This window comes from Pseudomonas sp. (genome assembly GCF_051660785.1).
Classification (GTDB): Bacteria; Pseudomonadota; Gammaproteobacteria; order Pseudomonadales; family Pseudomonadaceae; genus Aquipseudomonas.
Window position 1 is genome coordinate 11,440 of the sequence record NZ_JBOFQE010000009.1, and the last position, 20,962, is coordinate 32,401.

Sequence of the window (20,962 nt, forward strand, 5' to 3'; positions counted from 1 at the left end):
TATTGCGGTGTGTCAGTAGCTGTTGACGCCCATCCGGCAGGCGATTTCGAAGGCCTGGCGGATCGCGCCGACGTTGGCCTTGCCCTGCCCTGCGATGTCGAAGGCAGTGCCGTGGGCCGGGGTGGTGATCGGGATCGGCAAGCCGCCCTGCACCGTCACGCCACGAGAGAAGCCCATCAGCTTGATCGCGATCTGCCCCTGGTCGTGATACATCGTCACCACCGCGTCAAAAGCACTGGCATCACCCTGGACCTTGAGGAAGATCGTGTCGGCCGGATACGGCCCTTCAGCCGCAATCCCCAACGCCTGCGCCGAACGAACAGCCGGGCCGATGATGTCCAGTTCTTCACGACCGAACGAGCCGTTGTCGCCGTTGTGCGGGTTCAAGCCGCAGACGCCGATGCGCGGCTTTTCCAGGCCATTGCGCTTGAGCGCGGTGTCGATCAGCTGGATCGCTTCCGCCACCCGCGTCTGGGTCAGCATGCCCGGCACTTCGGCCAGTGCCACGTGCGAAGTCACCCGTGAAGTCCAGAGGTTGTCGAGCACGTTGAATTCGCAGAACGGCCCGTGGAAATCCAGCAGCTCGGCGAACCAGTGCAGCTCATCGCTGTGGGCCATGCCGGCCATGTGCAGCGAAGTCTTGTTCAACGGCCCGAACAGCACCGCGTCGGTGGTCCCGGCCTCGGTCAGGCGCAGGGCTTGTTCGAGGGTGTCGAGGCTGTAGCGACCGCCGATGACACTGGCTTCACTGCGCGGAAATTCACCCATCGTGTCACCGCGAAAGTCGTAGAACAGAGGTGTGTCGTCGACAAACGACAGCTGATCCAGCGACTCGACGCGGCGGTAAGGAAACTCCGTCCCGGCGATACGCATGCCACGGCGCATTTCGGCCTCGTCGGCGATCAGGATCACATTGGCCTGGCTGCGCACTTGAGGCTCCGCCAGCAGGCGTGCGATCAGTTCCGGGCCGATGCCCGCCGGGTCACCCAACACCATCGCGATGGTTGTCTTGTTCATGCTTCACTCCTCAAGGATTCAGGCCATTGGCGGTCAATGGCGCAAGGCTCGCAGCGATAGACCCGCTGCGCGTTGCTGTAGAACAGTCGCTCCTGATCGGCGCTCGGCCGATCTGCAACGATGGATTTGAAACCGCTGTAGATGTCATCGAACGAGCCGCACAGGCTGTCCACCGGAAAGTTGCTGGCGAACATCGCCCGGTCGGTGCCGAACATGGCGATCACTTCACGCACGATCCAGGCGTTGTCCTTGGCGCGCCATGCCTGGCCTTTCTGGCCGAGACCGGAAATCTTCACCTGCACGTTCGGCCACTGGGCCAGCCGCGCCATCGCCAGACGCCAGCCTGCCAGGCCTTCGGCGCTGCGGTCATTGGGCAACCCGGCGTGGTTGAGAATCAGCGTGGTACCAGGAAAATCCCGGGCCAGCCGTTCGGCTTCGTGCAGGTTCCACCAGGGCGTCTGCAAGTCAAAATGCAAACCCAGTCCTTCGAGGGCAGCGAAACTGCGTCGCCAGTGTTCATCGCTCATCAAGCTGCGCACGTGGCCGACCTGCGCCGGCGAAGTCGGACCGCCCGGTTTGTGGCGAACGCTGCGCACGCACTTGAAGCTCGCCTGTTCGCTCAGTACCGCGATGGCGTCCGGATGATCAAGCCAGGCCTGCGCCACGATCGCATTGGGTACGCCGTAACGGGCCGTCAGGCTTTCGATGAACACGGTTTCACCAATCGGGTCTTGCGGGTCCCATTCGGTCTCGACGTACACCGTTTGCACCACGCGGTGCGGGCCGGCGTCTGCGAAATAGTCCTCAGGAAAATAGCGCCGCTTGATTGCGCTGTAATCACCGTAGCGAAACGGGATGTTGGCCTCGGGCGCCAGCCATGGATGGTCATTGATCGTCGGGTCCCAGAAGTGATGATGGGCATCGATGATCGGTCCGCTCCAAGCTCTGTCAGATAAGTGTTCACCCATAACGCACCTCGTCGAGACTGATGAACAACGTCGCCAGCACAAAGACTGCCGAACACACCGCAAAGAACCCCAGCACCGGCGCAAAACCACCGGTCATTTGCAGAATGATCCCCACCAGAATCGGCACCGCGATACCGCCAGTGCTGCCGGCCATGTTCATCACGCCGCCGATCAACCCGACGCGCGCCGGTGCCGCCAGCAACGCCGGGAAGCTCCAGTAGAGGCTGCCCCACATCAGGAAAAACGCGGTCATGGCCAACAACGCCACGGCCGCAAAAGGATTGCTCAGGGTCGGCAGCAACAGGAAGGCGCCGAGGGCGACCACACCGGAAAACGCCAGCAGGCTCTTGACCGCCACGCCACGGCTCACGCCTTTGCGGATCAATCCGTCGCAAAGGAAACCACCGGTCAACGAACCCAGCGCGCCGCAGACGAAGATCACGAAGGTTGCCGCACCGATGCCCTTGATATCAAAGCCGCGAGCCTGCGCCAGATAACTCGGGCCCCAGGTCAGCAAACCGAAATACACCATCGCCCAACTGGCGCGGCCGATCAGCAAACCGCTCAGGGAACGGGCCGCGATGCCCAGGCCTTTGACCGGCACCCGCGCGGCTTCCGCAGCAGGCGTCGCGCGCCCGGCGTTGATCTTCTGCAGTTCTTCGGCATTCACTTGTGGGTGAGTGGCCGGGTCGTCCCGCAGATAACGCCGCGCCAGCCAGGCCAGCACCAGGGTCGCGATGCCGGCAATCACGAACGCCAGGCGCCACGAGTCCAGGGATGCAATCAGGTAGGCAATGATCAACCCGCCCAGCGCCACGCCCAACGGGCTGCCACTGTCCATCAACACCGCGCCGCGACTGCGCTCGCTCGGCGCCAGCCACAGGGAAATCAGCTTGCCGCCAGACGGAAACAACGGTGCTTCTGCGGCGCCAAGTGCAACCCGGGCGAACAGCAATGACAAGCCGCCCGTCGCAAACGCCGCCAGTACTTGAAAGGTGCCCCACAACCCGGTGGACCAACTGATGACCCGGTGCGGCCCAAAGCGGTCGATCAGCCAGCCGCCAGGAATCTGCAACAGCGCATACGCCCAGAAGAAACTGCTGAGGATCAGCCCTTGCATGCTCGGCGACAGGGAAAACTCGTGAGCGATGGTCGGCATCGCGATCGACAGCGACACCCGGTCGATCAGGTTGACCATGGTCAGCGCGAACACAATCGCGAAGATCCGCCAGCGCACACTGCTGGCTTTGGTGGTGCTGCTCAGCGGCGTGGCCGCTGGCTGGACACCTGCGCCAGGCAGATGCAGGGAAGCACTGGGACGAGCCATGGTGCGTACCTCGATTTATTATTGTTGTGAAGTGCAGACGCTGACTTGTAGGAGCCGGCTTGCTGGCGATAGCGGTGCGTCAGACGCCATTAATGTTGGATGATGCGCCGTTATCGCCAGCAAGCCGGCTCCTACAGGGTTCGTCGTGTTTCATGGTGTTGGTGAACACTATCGAAGGCTCAGTGATAACCGTCTAATCAATGATTGAGATACGGCGATAGCCTCGGGTTATGTCATGCCCCGCTTTCACGGCGCTTTCAACCGCTCACGCTGAGGCCGACTTTCTGCTTAAACGGCTCTGGCGCAAAGCCTTCAGCGATAACCGTACATTTGCCTGACTCGACCTATAACCCCAGGCTATCGGTGTATGTATTGTTTTGACTAGACGCCAGCCGTGGTCCTTCCCACACTCAATCCAGGCTTGCAGCTTTTGAGCACCGACAAGTCATTCATAACAATTACAAAAAACGAGGCCTTCCATGCGAAATGCATTCGTCCGTCGCACATCCCGTCTGGTTCTTGGCTGCACGCTGATCGCCGCCGGTGCCCTCCCCGCACTTGCCAACGCTGCCTGGCAGCCGGACAAGAACGTCGAAATCGTCGTTGCCGGAGGCCCCGGCGGCGGCACTGACCAGCTCGGTCGGCTGATCCAGTCGATCATCACCACGCACAAGTTTCTCGACGTCAATACCATCGTCCTCAACAAGGGCGGCGGCAACGGCGCCGAAGCCTTCCTCGACCTGAAAATGAACAAGGGCGATCCGGAAAAACTGGTGATCGGCACCAACAACATCTACCTGTTGCCGCTGGTGTCCAAGCTTGGCTATCAATGGCAGGAACTGACCCCGATCGCCGCCGTCGCCGAAGACGACTTCATTCTCTGGAGCTACAAGGACGCGCCGTGGAAAGACGCCAAAGGTTTTTACGAAGCGGCCAAGGCTGATCCGTCGAAACTGCGCATGGGCGGCAGCCAGTCCAAGGATGTCGACCAGACCCTGACGCTGCTGCTCAACCAGACCAACAACAGCAAACTGGTGTACATCCCGTTCAAGAGCGGCAGCGAAGCCGCGACCCAACTGGCCGGCAAACACATCGCCGCCAACGTCAACAACCCCAGCGAAAGCATCAGCCAATGGCGCGGCGACCAGGTGGAGCCACTCTGCGTATTCAGTAAAGAGCGCATGAGCTACACCGAAAAGGTCGCGGGCGATAAATCCTGGGCCGACGTGCCGACCTGCCACGAACAAGGCCTGGGCATCGATCAGTACCGTTTCCCGCGCACCGTGTTCATGCCCGGCGAAGTCACCGCCGAACAGCGCGCGTTCTATGTCGAGCTGATGCGCAAAGTCACCGAGACCCCGGAGTTCAAGGCCTACGTCAAGCAGAACGCGCTGGTGCCGACCTTCCTCGAAGGCGAGCCGCTGACCGCCTACATTGAGAAAGACACCGCCCGCGTCACGCCGGTGTTCAAAGAAGCCGGCTGGTTGAAAAACTGAGTTGTCCACGGCCGTCCGCGAGCGCACGGCCGTCACCTCTGGAGGTGCTTTCATGTCCCATTCTTCGGATTCACCGGCAATGGTCGGTACCCGCTGGGTCGAACTCGGCCTGACCCTCTTCACTACGCTGATCGGCGCGGTGGTGATGTACGGCAGTCTCGAACAAGGTATCGGCTGGGGCGATTCCGGCCCCGAGCCGGGGTACTTCCCCTTCTACATCGGCCTATTGTTGAGCGCCGCGAGCGTGGGCAACGGCGTGTTGACCGTGGTGCGCTGGCAGGCCCTGAGCATTGCATTCGTCAGCCGCAGTGCGTTCAAACAAGTACTGTCAGTGTTCATCCCGATTGCGCTGTTCGTCGGCGCCATGCCGTTCACCGGCATCTACGTGGCCTCAGCCTGTTTCATCGCCTGGTTTATGTGGCGTGACAAGGTGCGCGTCAAACCCTATGGCAAGTTGATGATCGCCACCGTGTCCCTCGGCGCGGTACTCGCCAGCTACCTGATTTTCGCGCTGTGGTTCAAGGTCCCGCTGGATGCCGGCCCGATGGGCGACTGGATTAGCCTGGCCGGGAGAAGTTTCAAATGAGCGAATTCGATTCCCTGCTGCAAGGCATGAACCTGATCCTGACCCCGGGCCATATCGGCCTGATGGTGATCGGCGTGCTGCTGGGCATCCTGGTCGGCGTATTGCCTGGCCTCGGCGCCCCGAATGGCGTGGCGTTGCTGCTGCCGCTGACCTTCACCATGTCGCCGGTGTCTGCGATCATTCTGCTGTCGTGCATGTATTGGGGCGCGCTGTTCGGCGGCTCGATCACCTCGATTCTGTTCAATATTCCCGGTGAGCCCTCATCGGTGGCGACCACGTTCGACGGCTACCCGATGGCCCGCGAAGGTCGCGCCGCTGAAGCGTTGACCGCCGCGTTCAGCTCGGCGCTGATCGGCGCACTGGCCGGGGTGTTGTTGCTGACGTTCCTGTCGACCAAGATCGCCGCATTCGCCATGTCGTTCAGTTCGCCGGAGTTCTTCGCGGTGTACCTGTTGGCGTTCTGCACCTTCATCGGCATGAGCAAAAACCCGCCGCTGAAAACCGTGGTGGCCATGATGATCGGCTTCGCCATGGCGGCCGTGGGCATGGACACTGTGTCCGGCAACCTGCGCCTGACCTTCGACCAGCCAGCCTTGATGACCGGCATCAGCTTCGAAGTGGCGGTGATCGGTCTGTTCGGCATCGGCGAAATCCTCTGCACCGTCGAGGAAGGCCTGGTGTTTCGTGGTGAGCATGCGCGCATCACACCGATGATCATCCTGCGCACCTGGGCCAAGTTGCCGCGTTACTGGTGGACGATCGTGCGCAGCACCTTGGTCGGTTGCTGGATGGGCATCACGCCGGGCGGCCCGACGGCGGCCTCGTTCATGAGCTACAGCCTGGCGCGGCGCTTCTCGAAGAACCGCGAGAACTTCGGCAAGGGCGAACTCGAGGGCGTAATCGCCCCGGAAACCGCCGACCACGCCGCCGGTACCAGCGCTTTGCTACCGATGCTGACCCTTGGTATTCCGGGTTCGGCGACGGCGGCGGTCATGCTCGGCGGCTTGATGATCTGGGGCCTGCATCCTGGCCCGACGTTGTTCGTCGAGCAGCATGATTTTGTCTGGGGCCTGATCGCCAGCATGTACCTCGGTAACGTGGTGAGCCTGATCGTGGTGCTGGCCACTGTGCCGCTGTTCGCTTCGATCCTGCGCATTCCGTTTTCGATCATTGCGCCGATCATCATCATGGTCTGCGCCATCGGTGCCTACTCGGTGCACAACTCGTTCGTCGACGTGGTGCTGATGCTGGGCTTCGGCGCACTGGGTTATCTGTTCAAGAAACTCGGCTACCCGATCGCGCCGTTGGTGTTGGCGGCGGTGCTGGGCGACAAGGCGGAAGATGCGTTCCGTCAGTCGATGCTGTTCTCCGACGGCCACGTGGGGATCTTCTGGTCCAACCCGTTGGTGGGCTGCCTGACCACGGCGGCGCTGCTGATGCTGTTCTGGCCGTTGATCTCCAAGGCGCTGGGCACCTTGATGGGCCTGCGCAAACCTCAGGTCGCCAAGCCTAAATCGGTGCTGTGACACAGCAATGCTGGCAACGCCTGACATTTGTTGTCAGGCTTGCCGCAGTCCTTTTTGCGAGCACGGCCACATGACCCGAATTCCTGCTGCCAATGTGATCCACAGTCGACTGCGTCTGCGCCAACTGCGGCTGATGCTGGCGTTACAGGAATTCGGTTCGTTGCGCCGCGCCGCCGACCACATCGGCATGACCCAGCCGGCGGCCACCAAAATGTTGCACGAAGCCGAAGACTTGCTCGGCGTCGAGCTGTTCGAACGTCTGCCTCGGGGGATGCGCTCCACCCCGTTCGGGGAAACTGTCATCTACTACGCGCGCATGGTGTTTGCCGAACTCAGCGGCATGCGCGAAGAGCTGGTCGCGCTCGAATCCGGCAACCTCGGCCGGGTCGCGGTCGGTGCGATTCCGGCGCTGGCCTCGGGGCTGTTGACCCGTACCATCGCGACCTTGAAACAGAGCCATCCGCGCTTGTCGATGAGCATCCAGGTCGACACCAGCGACGTGCTCGTGCAGGCGCTGTTGCAGGATCAACTGGATATCGTATTGGGCCGGATTCCGGTGGGTGCACGGGCCGAAGAGTTGCTGTTTGACAGCCTCGGTGAAGAAGCTTTGTGTGTGATAGCGGGCGCGCAAAATCCTTTGGCGCAGGAGAAAAACCTGAGCTGGGCAGAGTTGCAGAACATGACCTGGGTGCTGCAACAGCAACCGAGCCCGATGCGCGCGATCATCAATCAGGTGTTCCACAACGCGCGGGTCGACATCCCCAGCAGCATCGTTGAAACCACTTCGATCATGACCTTGCTGTCCTTGATCCAGCAGACCGACATGCTCGGCGTCACGCCGGTGTCGGTGGTGGAGGATTATCCGGGCCGTGATCTGTTGGCGGTGTTGCCGATCAAGTTTGAGGCACGGCTGCCGCCGTATGGGTTGATTACCCGGCGTCATCGCATTCAGTCGTCGGCGATGCAGGCGTTCATGAATTCGGTGCGGGCCGAGCATGCGCTGACCAAATGACATGTTTTTTTGCTTGGGGTACATATCCGTTTCTTGGGTAACGGCTTCTATTGGTTCCGCCCTTACGGCGGGGCAGATCAAAAGCCAAAGCGAGGCGGCCTGATAGCCGACCTGTTGTCCGTCCCGATCATCGGCGGTGAACGCCCATGTCATGCCCGCCAAAAATCCCCTGTGGGAGCTAGCCTGCTAGCGATGGACGCCCAGACACCGCGTTCATTCAGACCGGACGCGTTATCGTTAACGTCCATCGCTAGCAGGCTAGCTCCCACAGGGGGAATGCATACATCCGAAGAGCCAGGCCGGCCGGTAGGCCGCCTCGCGGTGCTGTAGCGGTAGTGGCCCCCTCGAGAGGCCGAGTGGAGGTTCTGCGCAGTGGGCAACCCGGCATGGATGCCGGGTTAGCCGCCCCCGGCCATGGATGGCCGATGGCGGCGGGCCCACGGAGCAGGACCGGAGCGAGGGCATGCCGAGCCTAAGCGAGGCACCGAACGAAAGGGGCAAGAGCGCTTTGGTTACTTTGTGCCGGGCCGCGCAGGCTTTTCGAAAGTGACCCGCCGTAAGGGCGGAACCAATAGCCGCCGTTACCCGAACAACGGATATGCCCCCGCCCCGTTCCTACGCTGTTTTACGGAACACGAAGACCAGACCGACAATAATCAACACCATGCCGAGCATGCTCAATGCCGCCAGCCGATTACCAAAGATCACGTAGTCCATCACCGCTGTCACGGCCGGTACCAGGTAAAACAGACTGGTGACATTCACCAGATTCCCCCGGGCGATCAAGCGATACAGCAGCAACGTCGCCAGCACCGACACCACCAGCCCCATCCACAACACCGGCACGAAAAACCCGCTGCTGTGCTCGAAATGAAACGGCTGGAACGGCACAAAGATCCCACAGAGCAACAGCCCCGCGAGGTACTGCACCGGCAGCGTGCCGAGCGGATTGTCGGTGATTCGTTTCTGCATGATCGAGCCGAACGTCATACTTGCCAGCGCCAGCAAACCGAAGAGCATCCCCGCCAGTGACATGCCGGCCAGACCGATGCCCTGATAAACCACCATGATCAACCCGGCCAGACCCAACGCCAGACCGAACATGCGGCTGGCTGAACGCTGCCGCTCCATAATCACCACCGTGAGAATCGGCTGCACGCCCATGATCGTCGCCATCACGCCCGGGGTGACTTTCAGGTCCAGGGCCAGCAGATAGAAAATCTGATAAGCCCCCAGCAACACCACGCCCGTGGCCATCGCATACAACATCGGCTTGCCGCCCTTGGGCAGTTTCAGCTTGAGCAACGGCAGCAACAGCATCAATCCGCACAAGGCGATGACAAAACGAATCAGCAGAAAAGCAAAGGGTGAGGCGTGGGCCAGGCCCCATTTGGAGAAGATCGCCCCGCTGCTCCACAACAGAACGAACAGGCTCGTGGAAGCCGCCGCGAGCGCGGATTTTTTCGAAAGGACAAACATGAACACCACCTGTAGTCAGGCAAGAAGCCAACTCAGCCGAAGCTGAAATTCAGTAGTTTTTTCAAACGAAAGCTTTTTAGAAGGGCATGGGAACAGCGAAAGAAAGCTGATCAGCCCGAAAAGCCAACGCCCGGCGGTGATACGACTGCGCACACCGGCGTGCTACTGACAGGTGGGGGGTAATGACTGATCTGCGCAGGCTGCTGATCCCCGCACGGCACGACGCCAGCGTTGACCGCTGAATCGACTACCGCGTTGGTGAGGGAAGCTGGCATGGGCTGATCTTTTTTGATGAGGTGGACGGTGGGTTGGAAATCACCGAGCGCCGACTATAACCAGCGCGTGACATGGATTGCAATGACTTGGACAAAGGGCCAGTAACGACAGCTGGAGAAGCGCTGCTTACTTTGAGAGAAATGAAATCGCCCGTTCAGGGGACATGGAATGCAAGAGATCGAATGCCAAGGGAACGAACATATCTTCGGTATCAGTTGTACAAGTCACGAGCTAGAAAGCTTGCAGTCGCCAGCATTGCCGCGCAGCAAGAGGAAAAGAAACAGTTCGGCTGTACCGTTCTTGATTTATCAAAGGTCCGATTTGAACCGATTGACGCACAGGCATTGAGCGCTTGTATGCACTGGGAGGATCCACATTATTCATGGAAGGAAGTGACTGGATGGAAAGCACGAGAGCCTTTGGCCCTGGATATCGCTATCTGGTTCGACGTCGAACTATGCGGAATGTGCTTTGCGAATCCCAACAACAGTCGTCAACGACTCCGCATCGTTCGACTGGAGGGACGTCAGAACGAGGCACATCCTTTAAAAAATCGTATAGCGACACTGGCGATGATAGTCATTGAACAGTATGCCCAAATCATCGGGAGTCGGCTCCTCGAAGTTCAGGAACCACAAGAGGGGGCGATTTCAATCTATCAACAACTCGGCTTTGACTTTGATACGGAAGGCCGACTTGTCAAAACCTTGGAGATCCTTGTATCGTGACAACTGTTCAATTAATGACCAATAGCGGAGGGGAAATGCGCAAAGTGATCAAAAAATCTCCCGCAAGGAAAGGCTCGCGCCCTTCGGAAACCAAGGCCATCGCGGTTGAACTGACTGACAGTCAGCGGCGTCTTCTACAAATACTCGTCACGGGCATTGAAGGCGAAGAACCTAGCTTGCTCGCCGGGCGTCCCTAGCTTTTTCAGGCAAAAATAAAACCGCTCCTGATGAGCGGTTTTATTTTTTCAGTCAATCACCCAAACAACCAATACCCCAAGAACGTCAACACCACCACCGCCAACACCGGCCGCAGCACGCGATACGCCTTGGGATTACGACGCTTCCAGTGTTTGACCGCACCACTGACCTTGTCGCTGGAGTTCTTGCTCCAGGCATAAGCCTGGTTAATCCCGCCGACACGTTCATCATCGAGATTCTGCGGTGCAGTAGCCCGCCCCAACAGTCCGCTGATCCAGCGGTTGATACGGGTCATGACGCGATTGCTCAGTGGTCGCTCGATGTCGCAGAACAGAATGACTCGGGTTTTTTCGGTTTCGTTCTTGACCCAATGCACGTAGGTCTCATCGAACATCACATCTTCACCATCTCGCCAGGCATAAACCTGACCGTCGACAAAGATGCGGCAATCATCGGAGTTCGGCGTCGACAGCCCCAAGTGATAGCGCAAGGAACCGGCAAACGGATCGCGGTGCGGATTGAGGTGGCTGCCTCCCGGAAGCAGCGCGAACATGGCGCCCTTGACGTTGGGAATGCTGCTGAGCAGGGCCACGGTTTTCGGGCACAGGGTTTCAGCTGATGGCAGGGGTTTGTCGTACCACTTGAGGTAGAAGCGTTTCCAGCCCTTCTTGAAAAAAGAACCGAAGCCGGCATCGTTGTTCTTTTCGGCGGCGCGGATGTAACCCTCGTCGAACAGGTGCATGGCTTCGTCGCGGATGATTTCCCAGTTGTCCTTGAGCACGTCCAGTTCCGGGAACTTGCTGCGGTCCAGATAAGGTTTGGACGGTACGCCAGAGAACAGGTACATCAACGCGTTATAAGGTGCGAACAGGGCCGAATGGTTGACGAACTGACGCAGAACCGGCAATCGCGCCTTGCCGCGTAAGTGCACATAGAGGGTGCTGCCGAGGAACAACAGCAACACTGACGCTTTCGCGGCGAAGGAAAAGGTCATCTACGGCTCCTTGAGAATTGGTCCTGTGCACAACGCCATTTACCCGACGTGGCAGCCGGCCATGATAAACACTACCGGCCTCGGGAAAAACCCGCAAAACTCAACATTCAGTATTAAGGCTTGTGTAATAAAGCACTTATTAACATAACGTTCCTGAACGAGGGCTGACCTGAATCAGCCCTCTCAACACACGATTAATGAATCGTCCGTCTGTGGCCCGAACTGCGGCCGTTTTTACTGTTGATTCTCCTGCTCGGTAAACAAGTCACTGAACAGCATGCTCGACAGGTAACGCTCACCGGAATCCGGCAGGATCACCACAATGGTCTTGCCCTGCATTTCCGGTGTTTCGGCCAGACGCACCGCCACTGCCATCGCGGCGCCACAGGAAATACCGCACAAAATTCCTTCCTCCTGCATCAGGCGCAGGGCCATGGCCTTGGATTCGTCGTCGCTGACCAACTCAACCCGATCGACCATCGACAAGTCCAGATTCTTCGGCACAAAACCGGCACCAATCCCCTGGATTTTGTGCGGGCTCGGCTTGATCTCTTCACCGGCAATCGCCTGGGAAATCACAGGCGACACCACCGGTTCCACGGCTACCGAGATAATCGGTTTTCCCTGGGTATTCTTGATATACCGCGAAACACCGGTAATGGTTCCACCTGTTCCAACGCCCGCTACGAGTACATCGACCGCGCCGTCGGTATCGTTCCAGATTTCCGGGCCGGTGGTTTTCTCATGAATGGCCGGGTTGGCCGGGTTGTCGAACTGCGCCGGCATGAAATATTTGGCCGGGTCGCTGGCGAGGATTTCGGCCGCCTTCTCGATCGCGCCTTTCATGCCCTTGGCCGGTTCAGTCAGGACCAGTTCGGCGCCCAGCGCCTTGAGGACCTTGCGCCGTTCAATGCTCATCGACGCCGGCATGGTCAGCATCAATTTGTAACCACGGGCCGCGGCAACGAAGGCCAGGCCGATGCCGGTATTGCCCGACGTCGGCTCGATGATGGTCATGCCAGGCTTGAGTTTGCCGGAGCTTTCGGCGTCCCAGATCATGCTCGCGCCGATCCGGCACTTGACCGAGTAACCAGGGTTGCGCCCTTCGATCTTGGCCAGGATGGTCACACCGCGCGGGGCAATGCGGTTGATCTGCACCAGCGGCGTGTTGCCGATGGAATGGGCGTTGTCAGCGTAAATACGGCTCATGGCTGGGTCCTTGTACAGCGTTGAATAAGCCCCCAAAGGTATGCCTGTTGCCGGTGGTCGTCCAGTCAGGTCGAACGTACGGTGACCGTCGCAGTCAATGGCTTTACATCGCCAGAGATTTGCCGCCATGAAACGTCGATACAGTTGGCCCCTGTGGACTCTCGCCGGCCTCGTTGTGCTGTTGATTGCCCTGCACATCGCTCTGCCCTACCTGGTGCGCGACTACCTGAACGACAAGCTGGCGGACATGGGCGATTACCGGGGTCAGGTGACCGACGTGGATCTGGCCTGGTGGCGAGGCGCCTACAAAATCAACGGGCTGAAAATCGTCAAGGTCGACGGCAAGGTCCCGGTACCTTTCGTCACTGCACCGCTGATCGACCTTTCTGTCAGCTGGCACTCACTCTGGTCCGACCACGCTGTAGTGGCCGAGGTGCAGTTCTTTAACCCCGAGGTGAACTTCGTCGACGGCGGCGCCAACAAACAAAACTCCCAGACCGGTCAAGGCACCGACTGGCGCGCACAGTTGAGCAAACTGGCGCCGTTCACCTTTGACGAAATACGCATCTACGACGGCAAGATCAGCTTTCGAAACTTCAACTCCAAGCCCCCCGTCAACATGAACGCCACCCAGGTCAACGCCAGCCTCTACAACCTGACCAACGTGGTCGATACCGAAGGCAAGCGCGACGCCCGTTTCGAAGGCAAGGCGCTGTTGCTGGGCCACGCGCCACTGGAAACAACGGCAACCTTCGACCCGTTAAGTAACTTTGAAGACTTCGAGTTCCGCCTGCGGGCCAGGGACATTGAGCTCAAACGGATGAACGACTTTGCCTCGGCCTACGGCAAGTTCGACTTCAATGCCGGTCACGGTGATGTAGTGATCGAAGCGCAGGCCAAGAAGGCCAAACTGACCGGCTACATCAAACCGCTGCTGAAGGACGTCGACGTCTTCAACTGGCAGCAGGACGTGGAAAACAAGGACAAAGGGATTTTCCGCTCCATCTGGGAGGCCATCGTCGGCGGCTCCGAAACCGTGCTGAAAAACCAGGGCAAGAACCAGTTTGCCACTCGCGTCGAATTGAGCGGCAATGTGCATCGGAAAGATATCAGCGCGTTCCAGGCGTTTTTGCAGATTTTGCGCAATGGTTTTGTCCAGGCGTTCAATGCCCGGTATGAGCGGCCGAAGCCGGAAGCGGGTTAAGGTTTGCGCGTAACGGTGTAGCGGCCGGTCTCTTCGGCTGCCCGTGCCGGATTCGATTGCTGCTGCAGGAAATCCCAGCCCAGACAGGCGAGCGCCAATGATCGGGGCACCGCTTCACGACCGCTGCTGTAGCGCGTAATGCTGCGGGCGCTGACGCCCAACGCCTCGGCCGCCTGATTTAGCGGCAACCCCGTGCGTGCGCGCCAGTCGATGAAGATGCGGGTGTTTTCGTCTGAAGCGTTTTGCGCCAGAGCATCCAGATACAAGGTGTCCGCGCCGATCTGGATATCCAGTTCAGGCCACTCGACGCTCCAGCCATCATCACCCGATATTGCACGCTCGAATGCGCCAGCCTCCAGCAACGGCCGCAATCCTGGATAGGCGCGAAGGTCGCGACTCAAATCGAGGGTCAGTTGCTGGCCGTCAATAAAGGTCAGCGCCAGGCGGTAATCCGGCAGCGCCTTTACAGCCGACAGCCGTGGTCGTTTCATGGGTAACATTGTTTCCAGTCCTCCAGCAATTGCACCTGATGGGCCCTGACCCACTCCAGTGCTTCCTTGATAATCAGCGGCGGCGCCTTGCCCACCATCACTTCGACGGTTTCCAGGCTGAGCATCACGTCGATCCCGCCACCGGTGAGGTGAACATGGGGTGGCGGATGATCCTTCTCGCGCAACTGAATGCGGTACGTATCGCGAAATCGGTATTTAGTAGACATGCCCCGCAACCTATCGCCAATATGGCTATAGCTCAATACTGGCTAGCGGCCGAGACTGAGTCAAGATGTGACGCTCCATTCAGAGACTGAATAAGCCGTCTGCGTTCACAGTCGACCGGCCTGCGCGTTATAGTCGGGTACTACACTTATTGCGCCCCGCCCTGCCCCGTTCAGGTCGGCGTTACCGTTCGAGGATTAGCAGATGAAGTTCGAAGGCACCCAGGCCTACGTCGCCACCGATGACCTGAAGCTGGCGGTCAACGCCGCCATTACCCTGGAGCGTCCACTGCTGGTCAAGGGCGAGCCGGGCACCGGCAAAACCATGCTCGCCGAGCAACTGGCCGAGTCCTTTGGCGCCAAGTTGATCACCTGGCACATCAAGTCCACGACCAAGGCACATCAGGGCCTGTACGAGTACGACGCGGTCAGCCGCCTGCGTGACTCGCAACTGGGCACGGAAAAGGTCCACGACGTCCGCAACTACCTGAAAAAGGGCAAGCTCTGGGAAGCCTTCGAGTCCGAAGAGCGGGTTATCCTGCTGATCGACGAAATCGACAAGGCTGACATCGAGTTCCCCAACGACCTGCTGCAAGAACTCGACAAGATGGAGTTCTACGTTTACGAGATCGACGAGACCATCAAGGCCAAGAAACGCCCGATCATCATCATTACCTCCAACAACGAGAAAGAGCTGCCGGACGCTTTCCTGCGCCGCTGCTTCTTCCACTACATCGCGTTCCCTGATCGCGTGACGCTGCAAAAGATCGTCGACGTGCACTACCCGAACATCAAGAAAGACCTGGTCAGCGAAGCGCTGGACGTGTTCTTCGACGTGCGCAAGGTGCCGGGCCTGAAGAAGAAGCCATCGACCTCGGAACTGGTGGACTGGCTGAAGCTGTTGATGGCCGACAACATCGGCGAAGCGGTATTGCGCGAACGCGATCCGACCAAAGCGATTCCACCGCTGGCAGGCGCCCTGGTGAAGAACGAACAGGACGTTCAATTGCTTGAGCGTCTGGCGTTCATGAGCCGTCGCGGCACCCGCTAAGAGGCTGATCGCCATGCTGCTCAACCTGTTCAATGAAATGCGCGCAGCCAAGGTGCCGGTCTCGGTGCGTGAGCTGCTGGACCTGATCAACGCGCTGAAACAGCGCGTGACCTTCGCCGACATGGACGAGTTCTATTACTTGTCCCGGGCAATTCTGGTGAAGGACGAACGGCATTTCGACAAGTTCGACCGTGCGTTCGGTGCCTACTTCAACGGTCTGGAAAAACTCGACGATCACCTTCAGGCGTTGATTCCTGAAGACTGGCTGCGCAAGGAGTTCGAGCGTTCCCTGACTGAAGAAGAGCGGGCCGCAATCCAGTCCCTCGGTGGCCTGGACAAGCTGATCGAAGAGTTCAAGAAACGCCTCGAAGAACAGAAAGAACGCCACGCCGGCGGCAACAAATGGATCGGCACCGGCGGCACCAGCCCGTTCGGCTCCGGCGGCTTCAACCCGGAAGGCATTCGGGTGGGCGATGCCGGCAAGCGCCAGGGAAAAGCAGTCAAGGTGTGGGATCAGCGTGAGTACAAGAACCTCGACGATTCCGTGGAGCTGGGCACGCGCAACATCAAGGTCGCCCTGCGCCGCTTGCGCAAATTCGCCCGTCAGGGCGCGGCAGAAGAGCTGGACATCGATGGCACCATCGACCACACCGCACGCGATGCCGGCCTGCTGAATATCCAGATGCGGCCGGAGCGGCGCAACACCGTCAAGCTGTTGTTGCTATTCGACATCGGCGGCTCGATGGACGCGCACGTGAAGATCTGCGAGGAACTGTTCTCGGCCTGCAAGACCGAGTTCAAACACCTGGAGTACTTCTACTTCCATAACTTCATTTATGAGTCGGTGTGGAAGAACAACATGCGCCGCACGTCCGAGCGCACGTCGACCCAGGACCTGCTGCACAAGTACGGCGCCGACTACAAAGTGATCTTCATTGGCGATGCTGCGATGGCGCCTTATGAAATCACCCAGGCCGGCGGCAGTGTCGAGCACTGGAACGAAGAAGCCGGTTATGTGTGGATGCAGCGGTTCATGGAGAAGTACAAGAAGGTCATCTGGATTAACCCGTATCCGAAAGATACCTGGGGCTATACGTCTTCGACCAATATTGTGCGGGACTTGATTGATGACCAGATGTACCCGCTGACGTTGCGGGGGCTTGAAGAAGGGATGCGGTTTCTTTCCAAGTAGCACACTGAACTTGTGGCGAGGGAGCTTGCTCCCGTTGGGCTGCGCAGCAGTCCTATCTTTGGGGCCGCTTCGCAGCCCAGCGGGAGCAAGCTCCCTCGCCACAATTAAAAGCGCTGCAAGTACGCAATCTGCTCCCGATGCGCCACATCCTGCACCACCGGCCGCAACCGCACCTTCGCCCCCGGCAGGCACTGCGCCAGCTGTGCCAGCGCCAACGGCGTCAACGCCCCCAATCGCGGATAACCGCCAATGGTCTGCCGATCATTGAGCAACACAATTGGCTGTCCATCCGGCGGCACCTGGATCGCCCCCAGCGGGATGCCTTCGGAAATCATCGGTTTGCCCTGGTACTGCAACGTCGTTCCCAGCAGGCGAATGCCCATGCGGTCGGCACGGCTGTCGAGGGTCCAGACGTCGTTGAACGCGTCGAACAGACTCTGCCCGCTGAACTCACCGATCTGTGCACCGAGGACCACATCCAGTGGCGAATCAACGTTGAAGTCCGGCCGATGTTCTGTCGGCAACTCCCGCAGCAATAACAGTCCACTCCCGCGATAGCTCAACGGCGCGCCTTTGGCCAAAGGCTGGCCCATTCCATCCAGGCCACCGAGCTCTTCACGAACCACCGTCGCGCTGCTGCCCAACACCTTCGGCGCATCAAACCCGCCCGGCGCTGCCAGATAAGCCCGCGCCCCGAGCAGCGGTTGAGTGAATTGCAATCGCTGGCCTTTGTTTAGCCGGAAACTGCGCCACGGCGCCAGTGCCTCGCCATCCACTTGCGCGCCCAGATCCGCCCCGGCCAGTGCCAACACGCAATCCTCTTCGGCCACGACGCTGAATCCGCCGAGGGTAATTTCAATCACCGGCACATCCAGTCCATTACCCAGCAACCAGTTCGCCCACGACATCGAACGCCAATCCAGGCCGCCGCCCTGGGTCACGCCCAGATGCCGCACGCCGAAACGGCCAGCGTCCTGCAACAGGCACAGCGGCGTGCTCGCTTCAATTAGTAACCGGCTCATGCCAGGGTCTCCAATGGCGTGTCGTCACCACCCAGGTTGATGAACTCGGGGTGACCGACTGCTTCGAAGCGCACCGTGTCACCCGGTTGCATCAGGCTGTAGCCGTCGCGTTCGCGGTCGAACAGCTTGGCCGGCGTGCGGCCGATCAAGTTCCAGCCACCGGGAGAAACCACCGGATAGGCGGCGGTTTGCCGCTCGGCGATACCGACGCTGCCAGCGGCAACCTTCTTGCGCGGCGTATTCAGGCGCGGCGCGGCGAGTACTTCCTCCACCAGCCCCATGAAGGCGAACCCCGGTGCAAAGCCCAAGGCGAACACCTGGTATTCACGCTCGCTGTGACGACGGATCACTTCGTCCACCGACAGTCCGCTGCGCTGTGACAACAGGCTCAACTCCGGGCCGACGCTCAGGTCATACCAGACCGGCAACACATGGCATTTGCCGCCGCTGCGGGCGTTGGGCGACAGGTCGATCAGCGCTTCGGCGATCAATTCCCGGGCCTGAGCCGGACTCAACGCGGTCAGATCGTAATGCACCATCAACGTCGTATAGGACGGCACCAGATCAATCAGATGCCCGGCGAACGCAGCACGCAGGTTTTCGCTGGCCGCCAGCATCCATGGCATGTTGGCTTCGGCGATCTCATCAAAGAGACGCACCATCAGGCAATCCAGCGCCACCACCTCTACCCGCGGTTTCATGGTGCGCCCTGCTGATCAAGGGCTTCGCGAATCCGCCGTACCGCCGCCACCGAACTGGCGTTGTCGCCGTGCACGCAGAGGGTGTTGGCCTGCAAGTGCAAGGCGCTGCCGTCGCTGGCGGTAAGGGTGTCGCCACGGGCAATGGTCAGCGCTTGCTCGATTATTCTTTCCGGATCGTGGTGCACCGCTCCCGGCAGTTGCCGCGACACCAGCATGCCGGCGCTGTCGTAGGCGCGATCGGCGAAGGCTTCGAACCACAGGGTCACGCCGTATTCATCGCCCAGTCGCTGGGCGGCGCTGTTGTCGCGAGTGGCCATCAGCATCAACGGCAGGGTCCGGTCATACGCTGCCACAGCCTGCAGCACCGCGCGCAATTGCGCCGGGTTGGCCATCATGTCGTTGTACATGGCGCCGTGGGGTTTGACGTAACTCAGCCGCCCACCCTGGGCCCGGCAAATGCCGTCGAGGGCGCCGATCTGGTAATGCAGGATGTCCTGGAGTTCCTGGGCGGTGTAGGCCATGGAGCGGCGGCCGAAACCCACCAGATCCTGATAGGCCGGGTGCGCGCCGATTTTCACGCCATTGCTCAGGGCCAGGCTGACGGTCTTGCGCATGATGCTCGGGTCGCCGGCATGGAAGCCGCAGGCGATGTTGGCGCAATCGATGAAGGGCATGACCTCGGCGTCCAGACCCATGGTCCAGTTGCCGAAACTCTCGCCGATGTCGCAGTTCAATAGCAGGCGGCTCACGGTGAACACTCCTGTAGGCATATTCTTTTTTTTACTGCCGGGCAGATGCCCGCAGATTATCAGTTGCTGCCGTTTTGTTATTCAGCTTCGAGTTGTTTGCCACGGGTTTCCGGCAGGCTCAACGCCGCGAGGATCACCACGCCGTAGGACACCGCTGCAAACGCCCCGATGCCTACGCTCAACGGCACCGTCTGACTCAGCAAACCGATCAGCAGCGGGAACAACGCCGCCAGCGCCCGACCAATGTTGTAGCAAAAACCCTGGCCCGAGCCGCGAATCCGCGTCGGAAACAGTTCGGTCAAAAACGCGCCCATACCACTGAAAATCCCCGAGGCGAAGAAACCCAGCGGGAAGCCCAGCCACAGCATCACGCCGTTACTGACCGGCAATTGGGTGTAGAGCAGGACGATGGTGAACGAGCCGACGGCGAACAGGATGAAGTTCTTTTTGCGCCCGAGGATGTCAGTCAAATACGCACTGATGACGTAGCCGACGTAGGAACCGACGATCACCATTGCCAGATAACCGCCCGTGCCGAGTACGCTCAAGCCGCGCTCGTTCTTCAGAAACGTTGGCAGCCAGGACGTGATCGCGTAGTAGCCACCCAGTGCGCCCGTGGTCAGTACCGAAGCGCGAATCGTCGTGAAGAGGATGCCGGGAGCGAAGATCTCGTAGAACTTCGCGGCGTTGCCCGGTTCCTGTTTGGCCTTGGCTTCGCGGTAGATTTCCGGGTCCTTGACCAGTCGACGGACGAAAATCACGAAAATCGCCGGCACGATGCCGAGGATGAACAGCGCGCGCCAGGCGTCTTCCGGCGGCAATACCGAGAACAGCAGCGCGTAGAGAATCGCCGTCAGACCCCAACCCAGCGCCCAGCCCGATTGCACCATGCCCACCGCTTTGCCGCGGTCCTTGGCGCGAATCACTTCGCCCATCAGCACCGCGCCGGCGGTCCACTCACCACCAAAGCCGAAGCCCATCAAGGTGCGGCTGATCAACAGTTGCTCGTAGTTTTGCGCAAAGCCGCAGAGGAAAGTGAAGAAGGCGAACCACAGCACCGTCAGTTGCAAGGTGCGCACGCGTCCGATGCGATCCGACAAAATCCCCGCCACCCAACCGCCAATGGCCGACGCAATGAGGGTGCTGGTGTGAATCAGCCCGGCCTCGCCGGTGGTGATGCCCCACATGGCAATCAGGGTCGGCACCACGAAGCTGAGCATCTGGGTGTCCATGCCATCCAGGCCATAGCCGATCTTGCAGCTCCAGAAGGTGCGGCGTTCCTGCTGATTGATGTTGCGATACCAGTCGAAAGGTCCGGGGCGAGCCGTGGCTTTCGGGATGGCAGTGGTGTCGGGCGCACTCATGGCGAATCTCCGTGCAAATTTTATTGGTATTGTTCTGAGCCCCGACGACGCCTATCGTGGGAACCGGATGGCCTGATTTTTGGGCGCCTTGCCCTGTTGCGTCCAACTAATAAAAACCCGCCCTAGACATAAGATTTCTTTATCCCCG

General features: G+C 59.7%; 21 protein-coding genes. 9 read left to right on the forward strand and 12 right to left on the reverse strand.

Translation table 11 applies throughout. The features are described from left to right. Positions 1-12: 12 nt before the first annotated feature. The 3 genes from ACRC4F_RS02910 to ACRC4F_RS02920 are packed head-to-tail and all read right to left on the reverse strand — an operon-like array spanning position 13 to position 3,312. Positions 13-1,017, reverse strand: coding sequence for a 4-hydroxythreonine-4-phosphate dehydrogenase PdxA (locus ACRC4F_RS02910; RefSeq protein WP_438658002.1), 1,005 nt, complete (start codon positions 1,015-1,017; stop codon positions 13-15). Continuing rightward, complete coding sequence (locus ACRC4F_RS02915) at positions 1,014-1,985, reverse strand: amidohydrolase family protein (protein ID WP_438658003.1); 972 nt, start codon at positions 1,983-1,985, stop codon at positions 1,014-1,016. Before ACRC4F_RS02915 ends, ACRC4F_RS02910 begins: the two co-directional genes overlap by 4 nt. Continuing rightward, entirely contained in the window at positions 1,978-3,312 is a 1,335-nt protein-coding gene (locus tag ACRC4F_RS02920) for an MFS transporter (RefSeq protein WP_438658004.1), read from the reverse strand. The genes ACRC4F_RS02915 and ACRC4F_RS02920 overlap by 8 nt, the downstream gene beginning before the upstream one ends. Before the next feature lie 479 nt (positions 3,313-3,791). Here ACRC4F_RS02920 and ACRC4F_RS02925 point away from each other — a divergent pair, with 479 nt between their 5' ends. From ACRC4F_RS02925 to ACRC4F_RS02940, 4 genes are all read left to right on the forward strand, one after another. Then, the gene (locus ACRC4F_RS02925) at positions 3,792-4,808 is read left to right on the forward strand and encodes a Bug family tripartite tricarboxylate transporter substrate binding protein (protein WP_438658005.1); all 1,017 of its coding nucleotides are present in this window, start codon (positions 3,792-3,794) and stop codon (positions 4,806-4,808) included. A 52-nt stretch (positions 4,809-4,860) separates the two neighbouring features. Next, positions 4,861-5,394, forward strand: a complete 534-nt coding sequence (locus ACRC4F_RS02930) for a tripartite tricarboxylate transporter TctB family protein (protein ID WP_438658006.1) — start codon at positions 4,861-4,863, stop codon at positions 5,392-5,394. Further along, positions 5,391-6,920 (forward strand): tripartite tricarboxylate transporter permease, encoded by a 1,530-nt coding sequence (locus ACRC4F_RS02935; protein ID WP_438658007.1) that lies wholly within the window; start codon positions 5,391-5,393, stop codon positions 6,918-6,920. The genes ACRC4F_RS02930 and ACRC4F_RS02935 overlap by 4 nt, the downstream gene beginning before the upstream one ends. 70 nt (positions 6,921-6,990) lie before the next feature. Then, a complete protein-coding gene (locus ACRC4F_RS02940; protein ID WP_438658008.1) occupies positions 6,991-7,932 on the forward strand; it encodes a LysR family transcriptional regulator in 942 nt (313 codons plus the stop codon). A gap of 615 nt (positions 7,933-8,547) precedes the next feature. Here ACRC4F_RS02940 and ACRC4F_RS02945 read toward each other — a convergent pair. Next, on the reverse strand, positions 8,548-9,411 hold the full coding sequence (locus ACRC4F_RS02945) for a DMT family transporter (protein WP_438658009.1): 864 nt from the start codon (positions 9,409-9,411) through the stop codon (positions 8,548-8,550). Positions 9,412-9,758: 347 nt separating this feature from the next. Here ACRC4F_RS02945 and ACRC4F_RS02950 point away from each other — a divergent pair, with 347 nt between their 5' ends. Next, positions 9,759-10,415 (forward strand): hypothetical protein, encoded by a 657-nt coding sequence (locus ACRC4F_RS02950; protein WP_438658010.1) that lies wholly within the window; start codon positions 9,759-9,761, stop codon positions 10,413-10,415. A gap of 35 nt (positions 10,416-10,450) precedes the next feature. Beyond that, complete coding sequence (locus ACRC4F_RS02955) at positions 10,451-10,612, forward strand: hypothetical protein (RefSeq protein WP_438658011.1); 162 nt, start codon at positions 10,451-10,453, stop codon at positions 10,610-10,612. Positions 10,613-10,668: 56 nt separating this feature from the next. Here the strand turns inward: ACRC4F_RS02955 and ACRC4F_RS02960 are convergent, their stop codons facing one another. Together ACRC4F_RS02960 and cysK are read right to left on the reverse strand one after the other, a co-directional pair. Then, positions 10,669-11,607, reverse strand: a complete 939-nt coding sequence (locus tag ACRC4F_RS02960) for an aspartyl/asparaginyl beta-hydroxylase domain-containing protein (protein ID WP_438658012.1) — start codon at positions 11,605-11,607, stop codon at positions 10,669-10,671. 234 nt (positions 11,608-11,841) lie between these two features. After that, positions 11,842-12,816 (reverse strand): cysteine synthase A, encoded by a 975-nt coding sequence (cysK, locus tag ACRC4F_RS02965; RefSeq protein ID WP_438658013.1) that lies wholly within the window; start codon positions 12,814-12,816, stop codon positions 11,842-11,844. A 97-nt stretch (positions 12,817-12,913) separates the two neighbouring features. Here cysK and ACRC4F_RS02970 point away from each other — a divergent pair, with 97 nt between their 5' ends. Further along, complete coding sequence (locus ACRC4F_RS02970; protein WP_438658014.1) at positions 12,914-14,020, forward strand: DUF748 domain-containing protein; 1,107 nt, start codon at positions 12,914-12,916, stop codon at positions 14,018-14,020. Here ACRC4F_RS02970 and ACRC4F_RS02975 read toward each other — a convergent pair. Both ACRC4F_RS02975 and ACRC4F_RS02980 read right to left on the reverse strand, forming a co-directional pair. Next, a complete protein-coding gene (locus ACRC4F_RS02975; protein WP_438658015.1) occupies positions 14,017-14,520 on the reverse strand; it encodes a DUF2442 domain-containing protein in 504 nt (167 codons plus the stop codon). The genes ACRC4F_RS02970 and ACRC4F_RS02975 overlap by 4 nt on opposite strands. After that, the gene (locus ACRC4F_RS02980) at positions 14,508-14,738 is read right to left on the reverse strand and encodes a DUF4160 domain-containing protein (RefSeq protein ID WP_438658016.1); all 231 of its coding nucleotides are present in this window, start codon (positions 14,736-14,738) and stop codon (positions 14,508-14,510) included. The genes ACRC4F_RS02975 and ACRC4F_RS02980 overlap by 13 nt, the downstream gene beginning before the upstream one ends. Before the next feature lie 202 nt (positions 14,739-14,940). On the opposite strand from ACRC4F_RS02980, the gene ACRC4F_RS02985 reads away from it, so the two are divergent. Together ACRC4F_RS02985 and ACRC4F_RS02990 are read left to right on the forward strand one after the other, a co-directional pair. Then, entirely contained in the window at positions 14,941-15,786 is an 846-nt protein-coding gene (locus tag ACRC4F_RS02985) for an AAA family ATPase (protein WP_010462104.1), read from the forward strand. A 13-nt stretch (positions 15,787-15,799) separates the two neighbouring features. After that, positions 15,800-16,978, forward strand: coding sequence for a vWA domain-containing protein (locus ACRC4F_RS02990; protein ID WP_077749161.1), 1,179 nt, complete (start codon positions 15,800-15,802; stop codon positions 16,976-16,978). A gap of 104 nt (positions 16,979-17,082) precedes the next feature. Here the strand turns inward: ACRC4F_RS02990 and ACRC4F_RS02995 are convergent, their stop codons facing one another. The 4 genes from ACRC4F_RS02995 to ACRC4F_RS03010 form a co-directional block, all read right to left on the reverse strand. Further along, positions 17,083-18,000, reverse strand: a complete 918-nt coding sequence (locus ACRC4F_RS02995) for a biotin-dependent carboxyltransferase family protein (RefSeq protein WP_438658017.1) — start codon at positions 17,998-18,000, stop codon at positions 17,083-17,085. Further along, positions 17,997-18,701, reverse strand: coding sequence for a 5-oxoprolinase subunit B family protein (locus ACRC4F_RS03000; protein WP_438658018.1), 705 nt, complete (start codon positions 18,699-18,701; stop codon positions 17,997-17,999). The genes ACRC4F_RS02995 and ACRC4F_RS03000 overlap by 4 nt, the downstream gene beginning before the upstream one ends. Continuing rightward, a complete protein-coding gene (locus ACRC4F_RS03005; RefSeq protein WP_438658019.1) occupies positions 18,698-19,450 on the reverse strand; it encodes a 5-oxoprolinase subunit PxpA in 753 nt (250 codons plus the stop codon). The genes ACRC4F_RS03000 and ACRC4F_RS03005 overlap by 4 nt, the downstream gene beginning before the upstream one ends. 77 nt (positions 19,451-19,527) lie before the next feature. Continuing rightward, positions 19,528-20,814 carry an MFS transporter gene (locus ACRC4F_RS03010; protein ID WP_438658020.1) on the reverse strand — a complete coding sequence of 429 codons (1,287 nt, stop codon included), beginning with the start codon at positions 20,812-20,814 and terminating at the stop codon, positions 19,528-19,530. Positions 20,815-20,962 lie beyond the last annotated feature (148 nt).